14 protein-coding genes are annotated in these 15,184 nt (G+C 31.0%); all 14 read right to left on the reverse strand.

The annotated features are described in order from the left end of the window. Nucleotides 1-50: 50 nt before the first annotated feature. The 14 genes from DFQ05_RS07845 to DFQ05_RS07910 all read right to left on the reverse strand — a co-directional run bounded on the left by DFQ05_RS07845 (nt 51) and on the right by DFQ05_RS07910 (nt 15,160). Nucleotides 51-1,088 (reverse strand): glycosyltransferase family 4 protein, encoded by a 1,038-nt coding sequence (locus DFQ05_RS07845; protein WP_132704838.1) that lies wholly within the window; start codon nt 1,086-1,088, stop codon nt 51-53. Further along, entirely contained in the window at nt 1,081-2,049 is a 969-nt protein-coding gene (locus DFQ05_RS07850; protein WP_132704839.1) for a hypothetical protein, read from the reverse strand. The genes DFQ05_RS07845 and DFQ05_RS07850 overlap by 8 nt, the downstream gene beginning before the upstream one ends. Beyond that, nucleotides 2,046-3,254 (reverse strand): O-antigen polymerase, encoded by a 1,209-nt coding sequence (locus DFQ05_RS07855; RefSeq protein WP_132704840.1) that lies wholly within the window; start codon nt 3,252-3,254, stop codon nt 2,046-2,048. Before DFQ05_RS07855 ends, DFQ05_RS07850 begins: the two co-directional genes overlap by 4 nt. Continuing rightward, nucleotides 3,251-4,723 (reverse strand): oligosaccharide flippase family protein, encoded by a 1,473-nt coding sequence (locus DFQ05_RS07860; protein WP_132704841.1) that lies wholly within the window; start codon nt 4,721-4,723, stop codon nt 3,251-3,253. The genes DFQ05_RS07855 and DFQ05_RS07860 overlap by 4 nt, the downstream gene beginning before the upstream one ends. Further along, nucleotides 4,677-5,255, reverse strand: a complete 579-nt coding sequence (locus tag DFQ05_RS07865) for an acyltransferase (protein WP_132704842.1) — start codon at nt 5,253-5,255, stop codon at nt 4,677-4,679. The genes DFQ05_RS07860 and DFQ05_RS07865 overlap by 47 nt, the downstream gene beginning before the upstream one ends. After that, entirely contained in the window at nt 5,239-6,390 is a 1,152-nt protein-coding gene (locus DFQ05_RS07870) for an O-antigen ligase family protein (RefSeq protein WP_132704843.1), read from the reverse strand. Before DFQ05_RS07870 ends, DFQ05_RS07865 begins: the two co-directional genes overlap by 17 nt. 14 nt (nt 6,391-6,404) lie before the next feature. Further along, entirely contained in the window at nt 6,405-7,718 is a 1,314-nt protein-coding gene (locus DFQ05_RS07875) for a lipopolysaccharide biosynthesis protein (protein ID WP_132704844.1), read from the reverse strand. 51 nt (nt 7,719-7,769) lie between these two features. Beyond that, nucleotides 7,770-9,041, reverse strand: coding sequence for a nucleotide sugar dehydrogenase (locus tag DFQ05_RS07880; RefSeq protein WP_132704845.1), 1,272 nt, complete (start codon nt 9,039-9,041; stop codon nt 7,770-7,772). A gap of 65 nt (nt 9,042-9,106) precedes the next feature. Continuing rightward, the gene (rfbD, locus tag DFQ05_RS07885) at nt 9,107-9,976 is read right to left on the reverse strand and encodes a dTDP-4-dehydrorhamnose reductase (protein WP_199221974.1); all 870 of its coding nucleotides are present in this window, start codon (nt 9,974-9,976) and stop codon (nt 9,107-9,109) included. After that, nucleotides 9,973-10,518 (reverse strand): dTDP-4-dehydrorhamnose 3,5-epimerase, encoded by a 546-nt coding sequence (gene rfbC, locus DFQ05_RS07890; RefSeq protein ID WP_132704846.1) that lies wholly within the window; start codon nt 10,516-10,518, stop codon nt 9,973-9,975. The genes rfbD and rfbC overlap by 4 nt, the downstream gene beginning before the upstream one ends. A gap of 1 nt (nt 10,519) precedes the next feature. After that, the gene (rfbA, locus tag DFQ05_RS07895; RefSeq protein ID WP_132704847.1) at nt 10,520-11,386 is read right to left on the reverse strand and encodes a glucose-1-phosphate thymidylyltransferase RfbA; all 867 of its coding nucleotides are present in this window, start codon (nt 11,384-11,386) and stop codon (nt 10,520-10,522) included. Then, nucleotides 11,387-12,394 (reverse strand): dTDP-glucose 4,6-dehydratase, encoded by a 1,008-nt coding sequence (rfbB, locus tag DFQ05_RS07900; protein WP_132704848.1) that lies wholly within the window; start codon nt 12,392-12,394, stop codon nt 11,387-11,389. Next, nucleotides 12,395-13,462: a hypothetical protein gene (locus tag DFQ05_RS07905; protein ID WP_132704849.1), complete on the reverse strand. Its 1,068-nt coding sequence runs from the start codon at nt 13,460-13,462 to the stop codon at nt 12,395-12,397. Between the two features lie 3 nt (nt 13,463-13,465). After that, on the reverse strand, nt 13,466-15,160 hold the full coding sequence (locus DFQ05_RS07910) for a DUF6909 family protein (RefSeq protein ID WP_132704850.1): 1,695 nt from the start codon (nt 15,158-15,160) through the stop codon (nt 13,466-13,468). Between the last annotated feature and the right edge of the window lie 24 nt (nt 15,161-15,184).

Consider the following 15,184-nt stretch of genomic DNA (forward strand, 5'->3'; position numbering starts at 1 on the left):
TGTTATGGTTAGTATTAACTAGTTATAAATAGAGATAAATACTAAATACTTTACCTAATTATTGACAATAGGTTTGCTGATGTTGTTTGTAATGAAATTCTCTGAGAAAGTTTTTTACTATTATTCATCATTTCGATTAACTCAGAATCACTGCTATTCATTATTTTCTCTAATTGAATAGTAAATTCTTTTCTGTCTAGTGGATTAAATAGATACCCATTATATCCATTAATCATAAACTCTGTAGATGCTCCTACTTTTTCAGATACTAATAGGGCTAAACCCATGGCAGTAAACTCATGTACTACTAAACCCCAAGGTTCAAATAAACTAGGTAAACAAAAAACAGATGATTTTTGAGCAATTACCGAAAGCTCTTCTTGAGATAAGAAGGGTAAATACGAAATTCCTTTATTATTTACCGATTTCTTTTCTCCTCCAACGATAGTTAATGTCCAATCTTCATATTTAGAGTCTACTTTTAATTCTTTGAAAGAATCTATTAAAAGATTAATATTTTTCTCTTTGGCTATTCTACCTACATAAATTATATTTTTATGAAGTTTACTTATTTCTTTATGTTTAAATTTTTCTAAATCTGCACAGTATAGGTTTTTAATTATTTGGGTTCTCTTAAAACCTATAGCTCTGGCTAACTCATATTGATAGTAACCACTTACCCAACAAAAATCATATCTTTTCTTTAAAAAAAATCTAAAGTATAAACTTCCTAGGCACTGTCTAATGGATCCGCTCCACTGAGTGTCCATTCCTATGACCACCTTGCAATTATTGTTTTTTATTTTTGATAGGGTATTGTTATACGATTTATGCCCCCATCCAGAAATAAATAATATGCTGGGAGAAAAAACCCTAATTTTATTTACGATATCATTTGATGATAGGTTTTCGGCAACGACGTATTCAAACCTCTTTGGATCTAAATTGTTATTAAAGCTAAATTTTGAAAACTTACCTTCTTGAATAGAAAAAAAAAGAATACTAGCATTATTTTCTGAAATCAACTCTTTACACATTGCGACCGTGTATGGCATTATCTCTGTATATAGAAATACTATTTTAATCATCCTTAAAAAATTTAAAATACAAAATACCTGTAACAGGAATGGCAATGAAAAAATACTTAATAAATTGCTTAATCGATATAATTTTAAAGGGGTTTATTTCTTTCATAAAATATCTATACTCTCTAAAGAAAGGTTTGTAATAATTTGACTTAACTGAATATGATAAAAAATTTAACCAAAAAGAGATATTTAAATGAGAATGGTATTTAGATTTCTGTATATTGGAGTTAATATCCTTTACGCACTCTGCTAGCTTAAATAATTTTTCTCTCCTAAAACTGTTTGAAACAGAGTCTTCTCTATGAATATAGAGGTAATGTACTGTTGTAGAATTATATATACTAAAAAAACGATCATAAAGTTTTCCTGAGATATTCCAATCCTGAAACATTGGCAAAGACTTAAAATTAATACCTTCCAGTAAATGACGATTTATAACTTTTGCTACAATATTACTCCTATAATCTTCTATGATTTGATTAGTGTTTTTTGTTTTGTCTAAGAGTTTATCTCCATATTTAAACTCGAGCCTATCCTTAAAATATATGGTTTCTCCACTATCGTCTGTAGTAGAAATATTTAAACATAAAATATCAGGAGAATGTTCTTTTTTTAGGTTTATAATCTCAGAAAGTGAATTTTCTTTAGCCAATCTGTCATCGGAGTCTAAATACATTACATAAGGAATGTCTGAATTACTCTTTTCGAAGAGAATCTGTCTCATTAAATTGGCATCTCCTGTTTCATTATACAAGCTCTTAAAGGAAAAAGTTTTATTAATTAACTTTGAAAGCGATTTTTCGCAATCAAAAAACTTCTCTCTTGATATCCCATTAAACCCAAAGTAAACCATAAAACTTTCACTGTCCTGCACTTTTAAAGATTCAATCATTTTTTTTTGGTAATGATTGAAATCATGTATAGGAATAAGTAAGCATAACTCTAATCTTTCTTCACTCATTTAAACTTTATTCTTTTAGAAACGATTATAGACATTAAAATCATTGCTATTATATATGTGTTGCCAAGCATGTTACCTAATCTAAAATAAAACAAACCAGATATATAAAAATGAATGATTAAAGAGTATGCAATAATATATCCCAGCGGATGTTTATTCTTTAAAATTTGCCTAAATATAAAGTTCATAAACAACAATATTAACACGCAGGTAAAAAGTCCATTGATATTATAAAAATCTGTTATGAAGGTGCCAAAATTCCACTCGTACGCCATGGTACGTTCTAATTCTTCATTATGTAATGGCCAGATAATTGGAAAACGGAAAAATGGTCCATAGAAATTATCGTATTCCGACCTTATTAAATAATTCTCAGCAAAAGTATAAGGTTGTTGTGCAACATAACCTATGATACCATTAAAAAAATCTGAAATATTTTTATGAAATCTTTGTGCTGTTATATACCCTAAAACAATCAAAAACACTAAGGACGATAGCCATATGTAACTTTGTTTTTTAGTGATTTTTCGTTTCAAAATGCTAGGGACCTTTCCATAACAATTGAGCTGAACTACCAGAAATATAAAAATATAATAAATAAAACCATCTCTTGCCTGAAATGCTAGCGAATTAAAAATGTACGATAAACTAGCTAATCCTAAAATATACTTGTTGAACTTAAACATGTTATTTAAATTCAAAAAAAACAGAACTATAATTAGGGGGTTAAATGCTGTAAACGTAACAAATAAGGTAGTGAAAATAGACTTAGGGAGTATTGATCCTTTTTCAAGCTGTAAAACATCTACACGTACTTTTTCTGCCCCAAGTCCAAATGCCTCAATGACTGAAGGTAGAAAATATAATACTGCTAAAAAATTACCATAAACTAAAATCTTAACCAGAATCATATTTCTCTTTGACAGCTTAAGCTTAGAGTTAACGTTTACTATTGGCCTCAGTTTCATTAATGGATATAAAGCCAATAATATTAGAGCACCAAAAAGTAAAAAAGAACCAACACTATATTCGTCTATTGACCTGTAAGACTTAATGTCTTTTGATACATCGTAAAAAATTGAGAGTATAATTGACGCATAGTATATCATAAATAAAAAGCGTGTATCCTTTGGTTTGTTTTTTGGCTTTATAAAGTAAAAACATAAAGGAAACAAAATGGCTAATATGATTGCGCTTGAACTCATAATTCAAGAAACTTATTAAGTTTTACTACTTTAAGCTTCACGCCAACAGCGAAATAAATTAGGAAATAAATTAATGTCACTAAGACTATCAATAGATACAAGTTAAAATGATTTAATAAGAGCCCAAATATATAATAAGCGAAAATAGAAAGTGTAAAGGATAGTAATAATATTTTAAATAACGGTATTAAGGGAATAACCGATTTTATTTTAGTAGTCTTTTGAATTGTTGAAAAGTTGAATGGTACTGTCCATAGTAGTACAGATAGTACTGTTGCGATTGCAACGCCTTTAACTCCTAAGAACTTTAAAAGAATAATACTCAAAGAAAAGTTAACTAGAAGCTCTATTAAACTTCTGAATAGAAAAATTTTGCTATGCCCAAGTGCTATAAGTATATCAGAAAAGATAATAATCCTAATTGGTAAAAGCAATAAATAGATAGAGAAGATTACCGCTGCATCGGCATACTGTATGCCAAATAAAAATATCATAATCTGTTCGGAAAACACTATCGAGAAACAAAATACTGGAAACAGGAAACAAGCAGATATTTCCATACTGTTCTTAAACAAGTTTATCGCGTTCTGATATCTTTTCGTAGAGCAAAATTCATTTAGTTTGCCAATAGTTAAACCAGATAAGGTGCTTGTTATTATTATTATTACTGGTATTTCAAAAGCACCATTAATATAATTGGCAAAATCCTCAGTGGTAAAATTGTTTAGAACTATTATTTTGTCTAGGTGAGTAGATAATATACCTACTAAAAGTGCTAATGCATAGGGCGTAGAATATCTAATCTGAGAGGCTATAGTTTTTTTATTTATTGCATTTAGCTTTAATTTTAAAATTCTTAAAAGTAAAATTATAACAATTGCATAAATTAAAACTCTAACTAGAATTAAGTATAAGAGGCTGTTAAACCCCATCAGAACAAGATAATTGAGTATTAATAATCCTAAAAATTGAAATATTGTAATTCTTAGTATAGGCTTAATCTTCTTTACGTATACAAAATATGCTATACAAAGCCTAATTGTAGTTTGAATTAACACAAAAGAAATCGTTAACCATAGATAGCTTATTAACTCTTTTGCTTCTTCAAAATAAATTAAATTAAGTTTATTTATAACTATCGCTATTATGATAAATGGGATTCCAAAAAGCGCAACTATGGAAATTGAGTTAATTAGAGTTTTTCGTTTGTCTCTCTCAACTCCAAAAAAATAAAACACTGTATTTGCTAGACCAAAAGAGATAAAAGGAACTAATAATTCTGATATGAAAAACACCTGTCGATAGAGGCCGTAAGTGTTTTTGTCTAAAAAACGACTTAATAATATTATAATAAGAATGTTGCCAAAAGAACTTACTAGGTTATAAAATAGAAAGCTGGTGTTTTTACCTTTTACAATACTATTAATCTTTTGGAAAAACACTCCCAAATTCTTTTTTTGGCTCTTCATTAAATAAGTTTAGTTTCTTTCGTTTACCAATTGGTCTTGCTGGGCTTCCCCCAACAATAGTAAATGGTTCGACATCTTGTGTAACAGTAGACCCCATTGCAACAATACAACCTTTACCAAGTCGGACACCTGGAATTATATTTACATTCATTCCAATCCAGCAAGACTCTTCTATTACAACGGGTTTATTTATATAAGTATTATCATAAGGAATACTCAAATCACTCTCATAATTATGGTTAGAAGAGTATATACAAACGTTTCTAGAAATCTGTGTATTTCTCCCAATCCTAATGCCTCCCAAAGCAAATAAAAAATAATTATTTCCAATCCTTACATTATCTTCTATAACTAAATTTTCTTTGCCTAAAATCTGACCATTTCCATGTAGTATAACATTTTTTCCTGTCTTAATACCTCTACTTACCATTATAGAATTAGCTTTTCTAATCAAGTGAACTAAATATTTATTAAAAATGTAAACAGGTATACAGATGATGTAAATAATCCCTGTTTTAATAATGCTCTTCATTATTTTTAAATTTATAAATTATAGAATAAAAAAAGCTAAACATCATAATTCCTAAGGCTCTTGCTAAAAAGGACTCTACAAAACCAAACAACAGGAATACAGCTCCAATTAACTGATATTCTCTTTTTTTAATTAAACCAACCTCTTTAATGTAAAAATAACCTAGCACTAAAAAGGGTAACAATCCATATTCTAATATGTATTGTAAGTATTGATTATGAGCGTTAAAACCTTTTATTTTCTCTTTATGCTCCGTGTATTGATACAGCTGCTTTTTAACTTTTATAATTCCTACTCCTATGAATCTATTTTCCTTGATGAGTTCTGTAGATGATTTCCAAAGAAAAAGCCTATTATCTGTACTAATACTGCTTATTAAAAAAAAAGCAAGAACTACCAATGCCTGAAAAGTAATTACTAATACTTGTAAATTTCTTATGAGTTTTCCTAAAGGTTTTTTTAAGATTATTAACATCAAAATAGAACCTGCTATTATAAAACTAACTAGGCTAAAAGATTGAAATAAAGCTAAGACTAAAACGATTGCAAATAAATACAATCTCTTTTTAGAAAAATTATTTCTAACAAAGTAGAGTAACAATAAAGATAGGGTGACTAAGACCCCAAAATATGAGTGATGAGTATATTCAGTAAATTGAGAGTGAAATAGGAAGTTTGCTGATTTGGGGATTGAGTTAAACCAAGTACAAGTTATACATCCTCTACTAACAAAAGAATATCCATTTTCAATAAACTTAAAAAATGCAATGCCCATTAATATTAAATAAGAAGATATGGTGCCAATAATAAATGCTTTGTATATCTTATGCTTAACCACCTGAGCATTGACGATTATAAATGGTAATATTAAAAAGCTCAATCTTCTCTCAAAAATTTTTAAATCAAATCCTGTTTCGTTTAAAAAATGAAATAGTAAGGCGAAAAAAACTAGCACAAACAACAAATAATGCTTTGGCAATTTCAAGAACCTACCTTTAAATATTAAAAGAATTGTTGTAAGACCAATAAAAACAGAACACAACTTCTCGCTTACAGGAAGTGAGAAAGAAATTAACAAAACCATTGTTTTTATAGCTTTATCAATTTTGATTATGTTGGTGTCTTTTAATATCATCTTTTTTTACGCATTTATGTGTCTGATTCTAATTTAGCTTTTTTTACTTTTTTTGAATATTGATAATATAATGGAATTGCAAATAAAAAGGCAAGTATAATTGAAGACGCTATAAAATAACCATCTAGGCCATAAGATTTAATAAAGAAAATTTTAAAAGGAACACCTATAAATGTCATCACAGAATAGATAATAACCTGTACAGAAATACTATTGGCCGAGTTTAAGTATGCAATAAAAACATTTCCTAGACTGAACATTAAATACATTAATCCAACTATAAGAAATAAGTAAACTTTATATTCTTTCGTCTGGTTTATCCAAAGACTAATGATTTCGTTACCGAAAAAGAACATTGTCAAAGAAAGGAGAAGTAACCCTGTTGTTACAGTTAATAAAGACCTTCTAACAATCATCTTAATCTTAGAGACTTGTTTTTTTTGATATGCCTCTCCAAAAACAGGCCATAATACTGAAATTATTATCATTATACCTACCATACATATCTCATATGGTCTTTTTATAATATCATAATCTTTAAGCATTTGAAAATTTCCAAAACCACTGATAAGGTAGGTGTCAATTGTATTTGAAAAGAAAAAGAATAAACTAACTAAAAAGAAATAAAAAGACTTTTTAAATAATGGCGGAAGTAAATTTTGCCTAGTAAACTTCGTTGACTGTAATATAGGCTTCTTTATGAAGAAAAAATAAATAATTCCATTCAGCATGTCTGTTAAAAGTATGACACTATAATAAAAAAAGACTATGTCAAAAATATTATAAGTGTTTTTGGCCATAATAAAAATTCCAACACCTTGAATTATTTTTTGTATGACCTCAACAAAATGAAAAACAGCATTATCTAAAAAACCAAATTGTATTTTCTGAATAAGTGTAAAGGGAAGAATTAGAAAGAAAACAACCGAAATTTTGAATAAATCTAAATTCTTAGCAGATTTAATTATATCCGGTAAAAAATCATATGATTTAGGCTCTTTTAAGATAAAAAGAATAAAAACCGTCAATAAAGTCAAAACAAGAGAAACAATTAATAAAAAACTAAATGATTGAATAATAATCTCTTTTATCTTTCCAAATTGTTTAGAATTTCTGAAAAATAATATTTCGTTAATTAAAACACTTCCTAAACCAAAGTCTAAAACACCAAAAATTGTAATCAGTTGAGTTAACAATATGTATATGCCAAATTCATCTGCAGAATAATTGTTTACAAGCAACGGAATAATTAGCATAATGTTTATTAATCCTATTGCTTTTGCAAAAAAAGAAAGGCCAATTGAACTTACATAGTACTTTAGATTCATTTTTTTTGCCTACACAATTAGAGTTAACGCCTAATAATTTGTTTTTACAGATTATAATCTTTTATCAATTATATTTTTTGATAGGGCTCCTTTAACATCGTAAATAACACCTTTGTTAGACTTTAATCGATTAAAGTCAATATCCTTAAATTCTTTATGTGCAACAACATGTATTATAGCGTCATAGTTAGCACCTAATTCAGGAATCATTTGTATTTCGTATTCTGCCTTAACCTCTTCAAAATTTGCCCATGGGTCGTAAACCTCTATTTGCATTCCGTACTGACCAAGAGATTTATAAACATCTATAGCTTTAGTATTTCTAATATCTGGACAATTTTCTTTAAAAGTTATTCCCAACATTAATACTTTGGCATTTTTTACGGTAATATCTTTTTTTACCATAAACTTTAGAATCTCAGTGGCAATGTAGTCTCCCATACTATCATTTAAGCGTCTTCCTGCTAATATTATCTCTGAATGGTAGCCAACCTCTTGAGCTTTTTGCGCTAAATAAAAAGGGTCTACACCTATACAGTGACCACCAACCAAACCGGGTTTAAAATAAAGGAAATTCCATTTTGTCGCTGCCGCTTCTAAAACGTCGTGAGTATCAACACCAAGCTTGTTAAATATTATGGCGAGTTCATTGACAAATGCAATATTTACATCTCTTTGTGCATTTTCTATTACTTTGGAAGCCTCAGCAACTTTAATTGTAGGTGCTAAATGTGTTCCTGCAACGATTATAGACTTATAAAGTTCGTCAACAACTTTTCCAATTTCTGGAGTGGATCCAGATGTTACTTTCTTAATATTTGCGACTGTATGTGTTTTGTCGCCTGGATTTATTCGTTCTGGAGAATAGCCGCAGAAGAAGTCCTCATTAAATTTTAAGCCACTAAATTTCTCCAAAACAGGAACACATTCATCTTCTGTAACACCAGGATAAACGGTAGATTCGTAGATAACTATGTCCTTCGCCTTTAAAATTTTTCCAACTGTCTCAGAAGCCTTTATTAGTGGTTTTAAAATTGGTCTATTGTTCCTGTCAACTGGAGTAGGCACAGTAACGATATATATATTAGAGTCCCTAATATCATCCACATTAGAGGACAACCTTAAGCCTATCTCACTTCCTTTTGTCAAAACCCTAGCTAAGTCAGCATCGCCAACCTCTAGAGTGTAATCATGCCCGTTATTTAATTGATTTACGCGCTCATCGTTTATATCAAAACCTACGACCTTGTATTTTTTTGCAAATTCTACAGCTAAAGGTAAACCGACATAACCTAAACCAATAATTGCAATTTTGTGTTCCATATTCAATTTATAACAAATTTAAGGTGTGTGGATAATACTGCAAATATCGTTTATTTTTAAAGATATTACAGGTCGCTAGATATATTCGTTTGGAAAAATAATCGCTTGAGTCCATCTTTCCAGTCTTTGCTGATTAGGCCAATTTCTTTTGAGATTTTAGAAGTGTCTAATACACTATATTTTGGTCGCTTTGCAGCAGTATAAAAACCAGATGAAGTAATATTGTTTAATTGGACCTTTACACCTGAACGGGAGAAAATCTCTCTAGCAAAACCATACCAACTTGTAGTTCCCTTATCTGAAAAATGATAAATACCATAAGCTTTATTCTTTGTGCTTATTAATTTTACTATAAGCTCGGCTAAATTATTTGCATTAGTTGGACTCCCAAGTTGGTCATCCACCACATTAATTTCATCTTTCTCTTCTGCTAAACGCAATATGGTCTTAACAAAGTTATTTCCGTATTGAGAGTATAACCAAGATGTACGAATAATAAAATATCTATCTAAAACTCTATCTATTTCAATTTCGCCATCTCGTTTTGTTTTTCCATAGACGTTGATAGGATTAGTCAGGTCTTCTTCTGTGTAAGGCGTTTTCTTTTTGCCATCAAAAACAAAATCTGTTGAAATATGAATTAAAACAACACCATGATTCTTACAGGCTAAGGCTAAATTTTTAACACCAATGGTATTAATTAATTTTGCTTTTTCAGGTTCTGTTTCGGCTTTGTCAACCGCTGTGTAAGCAGCACAATTAACACAATAATCGTAAGCATTGGCTTCAAAAGTTTTTGCTATAGATTGCTCTGAGGTAATGTCTAATTCTTTTGAATTCTTAAAATCAAACAATATCTCTGTATGGCTATCCTGTAAGTCTCTAATGCATAGTCCCAGTTGACTGTCTTTACCCGTTACTAAAACCGAAATCATAATACTAAATCTTCAAGTTTAGGTAATTGTAAGTCCTTCTGTGATAGTTTATAATCTACATCTAGATTTTTCCATTCGATATTAAGATTTGGGTCATTGTAGATTATACCATACTCACTTTCCTTATTATAAAAGTTATCGCATTTATACGTAAAAATCGTATCATCTTCTAGAACTAAAAACCCGTGTGCAAAACCTCTAGGGATAAAAAGCTGAGTGTTATTTTCTTCTGAAAGCTCAATTGAAAAATACGCTCCAAAAGTTTTGGATTTTGGTCTAATATCTACCACAATATCTTGAACTGAGCCTCTGACTACACGTACCAATTTTGCTTGGGCATATTTTCCTTTTTGAAAATGTAACCCTCTTAAAACACCTTTTGAAGAGGTTGATTGATTATCCTGAACAAAATCTAAATTTAATCCCGTTAGTTGTTTAAAAACTTTGCTATTAAAACTTTCAAAAAAAGAGCCTCGTTCGTCTTTAAATAGTCTCGGTTGTATAATGTAACACCCATCAAGATTGGTCTTTTTAATCTGCATATTATCTGCTCTTAACTAGGCTTAATAAGTGCTTACCGTAGCCGCTTTTAACTAATGGTTCGGCTAGCTTAATTAGCTGCTCATCATCGATGTAGCCCATAGTGTATGCAGCTTCTTCAATGGCTCCAATTTTAAGGCCTTGACGCTCTTCAATAACCTCAACAAATTGTGAAGCTTGTAATAACGACTGAAAAGTCCCTGTATCTAACCAAGCAGTGCCTTTATCTAATATACTTACTTTAAGATTTCCATTTTTTAGATAAGCCTTGTTTACATCTGTAATTTCGAGTTCTCCTCTTGGGCTCGGCTTAATTTGCTTGGCTATTTCAACAACATTGTTGTCGTAAAAATAAATACCTGGTACTGCAAAATTAGATTTTGGATTATGAGGTTTTTCTTCTATAGAAACTACATTTTGATTATTGTCAAATTCGACAACGCCATACCTTTCAGGGTCGTGAACGTGATAGGCATAAACTATTCCGCCTTCAGGATTATTGTTTTGCTGGAGTAAATCTGAAAGTCCAGTGCCATAAAAAATGTTATCTCCCAGAATAAGCGCCACTTTATCTTTTCCTATAAAATCTTCGGCTATAATAAATGCTTCGGCTAAACCATTAGGATGTGATTGCTCTGCATAATTGAAGCTACAACCCAATTGAGAGCCATCACCTAAAAGTTTCTTAAAAAGTGGTAAATCTTGTGGGGTTGATATGATTAATATTTCCCTAATCCCTGCCCACATAAGCGTAGAAAGTGGGTAGTAAATCATTGGTTTATCATAAATAGGCATCAACTGCTTACTTACCGCTAATGTGAGCGGATGCAATCGAGTTCCAGAACCTCCAGCTAGAATTATTCCTTTCATTTATTGCTCGTATTTATTGATGTACCAATTTACGGTTTTTATAATACCTGATTCAAAATCTTCATCTGCGCTCCAACCCAATTCATTTTCAATTTTAGAAGCATCAATAGCGTACCTAAAATCGTGACCTGGTCTGTCTGACACAAAAGTTATTAAACTCGAATAAGAGTCTTCTCGTGGTCTTAAATTATCTAAAATGCTACAGATTGTATTAGCTATATAAAGGTTGTCTCTTTCGTTTTTGCCGCCAATATTATAGGTTTCTCCTGATTTACCCTTCTGAAACGCTAAGTCAATACCTTTACAATGGTCTAAAACATAAAGCCAATCTCTAATGTTTTTGCCGTCGCCATAAATAGGAATTTGCTCACCTTTTAAAGCTTTTCTAATAATGGTTGGAATTAGTTTTTCGTCATGTTGTTTTGGCCCGTAATTATTGCTGCAGTTGGTTGTAACAACATTCATTCCGTAGGTGTGGAAATAACTTCTTACTAAAAAATCTGATGATGCTTTAGACGCACTATACGGACTATTGGGCGCATAAGCTGTGGTTTCTGTAAACAAACCTGTTTCTTCTAATGTGCCGTAAACCTCATCTGTAGAAATATGATGAAATCGATTTTTTTCGCATCCATTTTTAAACTTAAATGGTCCTTGCATCCAATGATTTTTAGCGATATCTAATAAGTTAAATGTCCCCACAACATTAGTGTTTATAAATGCATCAGGGCTTGCTATTGAATTATCTACGTGGGATTCTGCCGCAAAGTGAATGACATGCGAAAAGTTATATTCCTCAAAGAGACTTTTAATTAAGTTTTTATCACAAATATCTCCTTTGATATAAGTGTAGTTAGGGTGATTTACAACTGACTTTAAATTAGAAAGCTCTCCTGCATAGGTGAGCTTATCTAAATTTACGATTTGATATCCCGAATACTTTTTTAAATAGTACTCAATAAAATTGGAACCTATAAATCCTAATCCTCCTGTTATTAAAAATTTCAATTATATATATTCTTTTCTTTCTAAATAACTCTTAAGTGAAAACAATATCATTACTAGAATAGTAGTAAAAAATAAAGCAACGGGAATCCTGTACTTATTTTTCTCATACCATTCCTTCTTGATATAGCCCGTCTCGGGAAAATTAGCTAAAACAGATACTATGTTAGCTTCTTTTACTCTAGTTGCCTCTACCTCTCGTATCCTATTTTGAAGTTCAAGCTTTTCTTTTAATAACGGAGCTTCATTTACCAAAAGGTTCAACTCTTTGTTACTGCCTAAACTAATATTAGTTCCTGCATTGGGAACTGGTGGCTCTTTTTGAGATTCCTTAACACGTATTTCTAAATATTTATTTATTAGTACATCTAATTCTTCTCCTTGATTAACTAGGCTCTGTTTTTCTCTTTCAAGATTTTTTTGGTTTACCTCTAGTAATGAATTTAGGTATACATTCTCTGATAAAACTTTAGATAATTTATCATTTAAATGAGCATAGATATCTTTATCAGTGGACTCAACAATTAATTTATGAGTTTCAAATTGATAACCTTGCAGGGACATTTCAAAATCTTTATAACTTTTAGTTGATGCGGTTACCGAATCTAATTCCCTTAAAAAATTTGAGAACATTTTTGTTTTCTCATTCTCATTCGTCTCTGGTTCAATACTAAAACCTTTTATTTTCGAGGCCAATTCTACATCAATATCTAATACCTCAGATAACTTAATTGAATCTTGATCTACACTAGCCAATTCATTTAAGTTTAAAATGTTTTCATAAACCTGATAAGCTGAGTCATAATTAGTTTTAATAAACATATTAGCCTCATAAACTTTTTCAGAATTTTTATCCAAAATAAAACCTAATATCAAACCCAAGACTAAACTCCCAGCATATAATTTCCAAAACTTAAAAAAGTGGGCAACTATTAATACTATCAATTTAAAAATCGAACCAAAAAGTGATGAAATAAAATCAAAAATTTTCTGAAATCCTTTTCCTATAGCTTTTAATATTCCTAATAAATCTATTTCTTCTTGATTTGTTTGTTGGCTATTTTCACTCATAATCTATAATTGATTAAATATTTGTTGTAAAATTTTATTTGTTATCACATATGTTGGTCTTACTCCTGTTGAGCCGAGCCCTCCAGATGCTAATGTGCTTCCTGTTTCTAATGGGTTGTCACTAGCGTAATACGCATATCTCACTTTTACATCCTCGTTTATATTGCCTCTTACTCTTGAGGCCGCTTGTATGGCTTTTTGGTAATGCGCGCCTTCCATTTCTAGTCCTATAACATTCCATGTAGACTTTTTAAAGAACTTTAATATCTCTTTGTTTTGTAATGATGTGCCTAGTACAGTTATCATTGAACCTTCATAAACGTCAACTCCGCAATCTACCATATCTTGTTTACATAACTCATTCTTAAACGGATAATTGTCTGCTGTACCTTCAAAAATATGTGCCGAAGGAATCATAACATCACCTTTACCGCCTTGAAGTATACCCGCCTTACCCATTATTGAGATAGACTTAACATCTAAATGTACTTTATCTCCATTAAAGGATACGGGTTTCAGCAACTCGTCCATAGTTTCATAGGCTTGCTCTCCAAAAGCATAGTCCATAACTATGATTACCGCTTTGTTCTCTACAGTTGTTTCCTCGTATTTAAAACTTGTTTTAGAAAAATCTAAATTGTTCGTATCAAAAATCTGAACATCTATATTTGTCCCTGATGTGTCTTTGATATTGGTCATTCCGTTTTTAAGAGCCAACGCTTCCACCTTGCTTCGCATTGTGCTATTCTGTGGTTGACTTAACGCCTGGTAAAGCTCGTAAATTTCTCGCTTTTCTTTGGAAGATTTTAAGGCAGAACTTGCGAATAAAGAATTCATCACACTATGCATATTTGCGCTAATAATATGAATAGGTCTTCGCAGTAATCCTTTCTCATTTAAAACAGATTTAATAGTATTTGCCCATATTTCACCATGAATATGATGCCCCAATCGTTCCCGTAATACGGGACTAAAGGTTACCGTGCGTTTTTTGCTATTGACAATTTCCTCTATGGCTAATTTACCCAGCCAAAACACGATATTAAGAAACCGTTCTGGTTGACTTTCAGTGGCAAAATCCGAATATACCTGAGAAATCTCACTAAATGTTCTTCCTAAAATATGTGCTGTATGGGTAATTGCAATTTCACGCTCTTTCTGAGTGAGTTTTTTATTTTTATTTACAGCATCTTCTAATTTGTTCCAATCTCTAATGGTGCCTCCGTTATCATCGATTAGAACACGTTTACTTATTTTATGCGATTCTACAAATAAAAAGGTAAGGTGTGTTAGAATATCGTAAATCTCGGAACGACCGCGTGTAATTTCTATATTCATCTGCTCCGCATCGATACGGTAGCAATTACGTCTTCGTTTTGGCGGAATTATAACTTTAAAATGTGAGTCTCCATAGCCCTCATCACTTGTTAAATTAATATACGTGCACTCCTCTATGCCATTGGGTAACCGGTCAATTACATACAATAGTCCTTCTAACTCTGCTTTTTCGTCTGCAATAGACCCATAGATCTCTGGTCTAAGAAGTAACAAAGCCTCTCTTAGTGTTTCTCCAGAAACACCCATTGGCTTATAAAAACCACGATTAAATAAGTGTCGCATGGTAATATACATGCGCTCTATAGCGTTAGAACTTTCTTGGGCTCGGGTTCTTTTATGTGTCTTTATTGGGGTTTTCATCAGTTGTATTAGCCTGCAAATATA

The sequence above is a fragment of the Winogradskyella wandonensis genome, assembly GCF_004346845.1.
Classification (GTDB): Bacteria; Bacteroidota; Bacteroidia; order Flavobacteriales; family Flavobacteriaceae; genus Winogradskyella; species Winogradskyella wandonensis.

Excerpts from the sequence above, each read along its gene's own strand:
- rfbC (WP_132704846.1), bottom strand. The coding sequence starts at position 10,518 with ATGCAGATTAAAAAGACCAATCTTGATGGGTGTTACATTATACAACCG.
- DFQ05_RS07860 (WP_132704841.1), bottom strand. The coding sequence starts at position 4,723 with ATGAAGAGCCAAAAAAAGAATTTGGGAGTGTTTTTCCAAAAGATTAAT.
- DFQ05_RS07910 (WP_132704850.1), bottom strand. The coding sequence starts at position 15,160 with ATGAAAACCCCAATAAAGACACATAAAAGAACCCGAGCCCAAGAAAGT.
- DFQ05_RS07850 (WP_132704839.1), bottom strand. The coding sequence starts at position 2,049 with ATGAGTGAAGAAAGATTAGAGTTATGCTTACTTATTCCTATACATGAT.
- DFQ05_RS07875 (WP_132704844.1), bottom strand. The coding sequence starts at position 7,718 with ATGAATCTAAAGTACTATGTAAGTTCAATTGGCCTTTCTTTTTTTGCA.
- DFQ05_RS07870 (WP_132704843.1), bottom strand. The coding sequence starts at position 6,390 with ATGATATTAAAAGACACCAACATAATCAAAATTGATAAAGCTATAAAA.
- rfbA (WP_132704847.1), bottom strand. The coding sequence starts at position 11,386 with ATGAAAGGAATAATTCTAGCTGGAGGTTCTGGAACTCGATTGCATCCG.
- DFQ05_RS07905 (WP_132704849.1), bottom strand. The coding sequence starts at position 13,462 with ATGAGTGAAAATAGCCAACAAACAAATCAAGAAGAAATAGATTTATTA.
- DFQ05_RS07865 (WP_132704842.1), bottom strand. The coding sequence starts at position 5,255 with ATGAAGAGCATTATTAAAACAGGGATTATTTACATCATCTGTATACCT.
- DFQ05_RS07880 (WP_132704845.1), bottom strand. The coding sequence starts at position 9,041 with ATGGAACACAAAATTGCAATTATTGGTTTAGGTTATGTCGGTTTACCT.
- DFQ05_RS07855 (WP_132704840.1), bottom strand. The coding sequence starts at position 3,254 with ATGAGTTCAAGCGCAATCATATTAGCCATTTTGTTTCCTTTATGTTTT.
- rfbD (WP_199221974.1), bottom strand. The coding sequence starts at position 9,976 with ATGATTTCGGTTTTAGTAACGGGTAAAGACAGTCAACTGGGACTATGC.
- DFQ05_RS07845 (WP_132704838.1), bottom strand. The coding sequence starts at position 1,088 with ATGATTAAAATAGTATTTCTATATACAGAGATAATGCCATACACGGTC.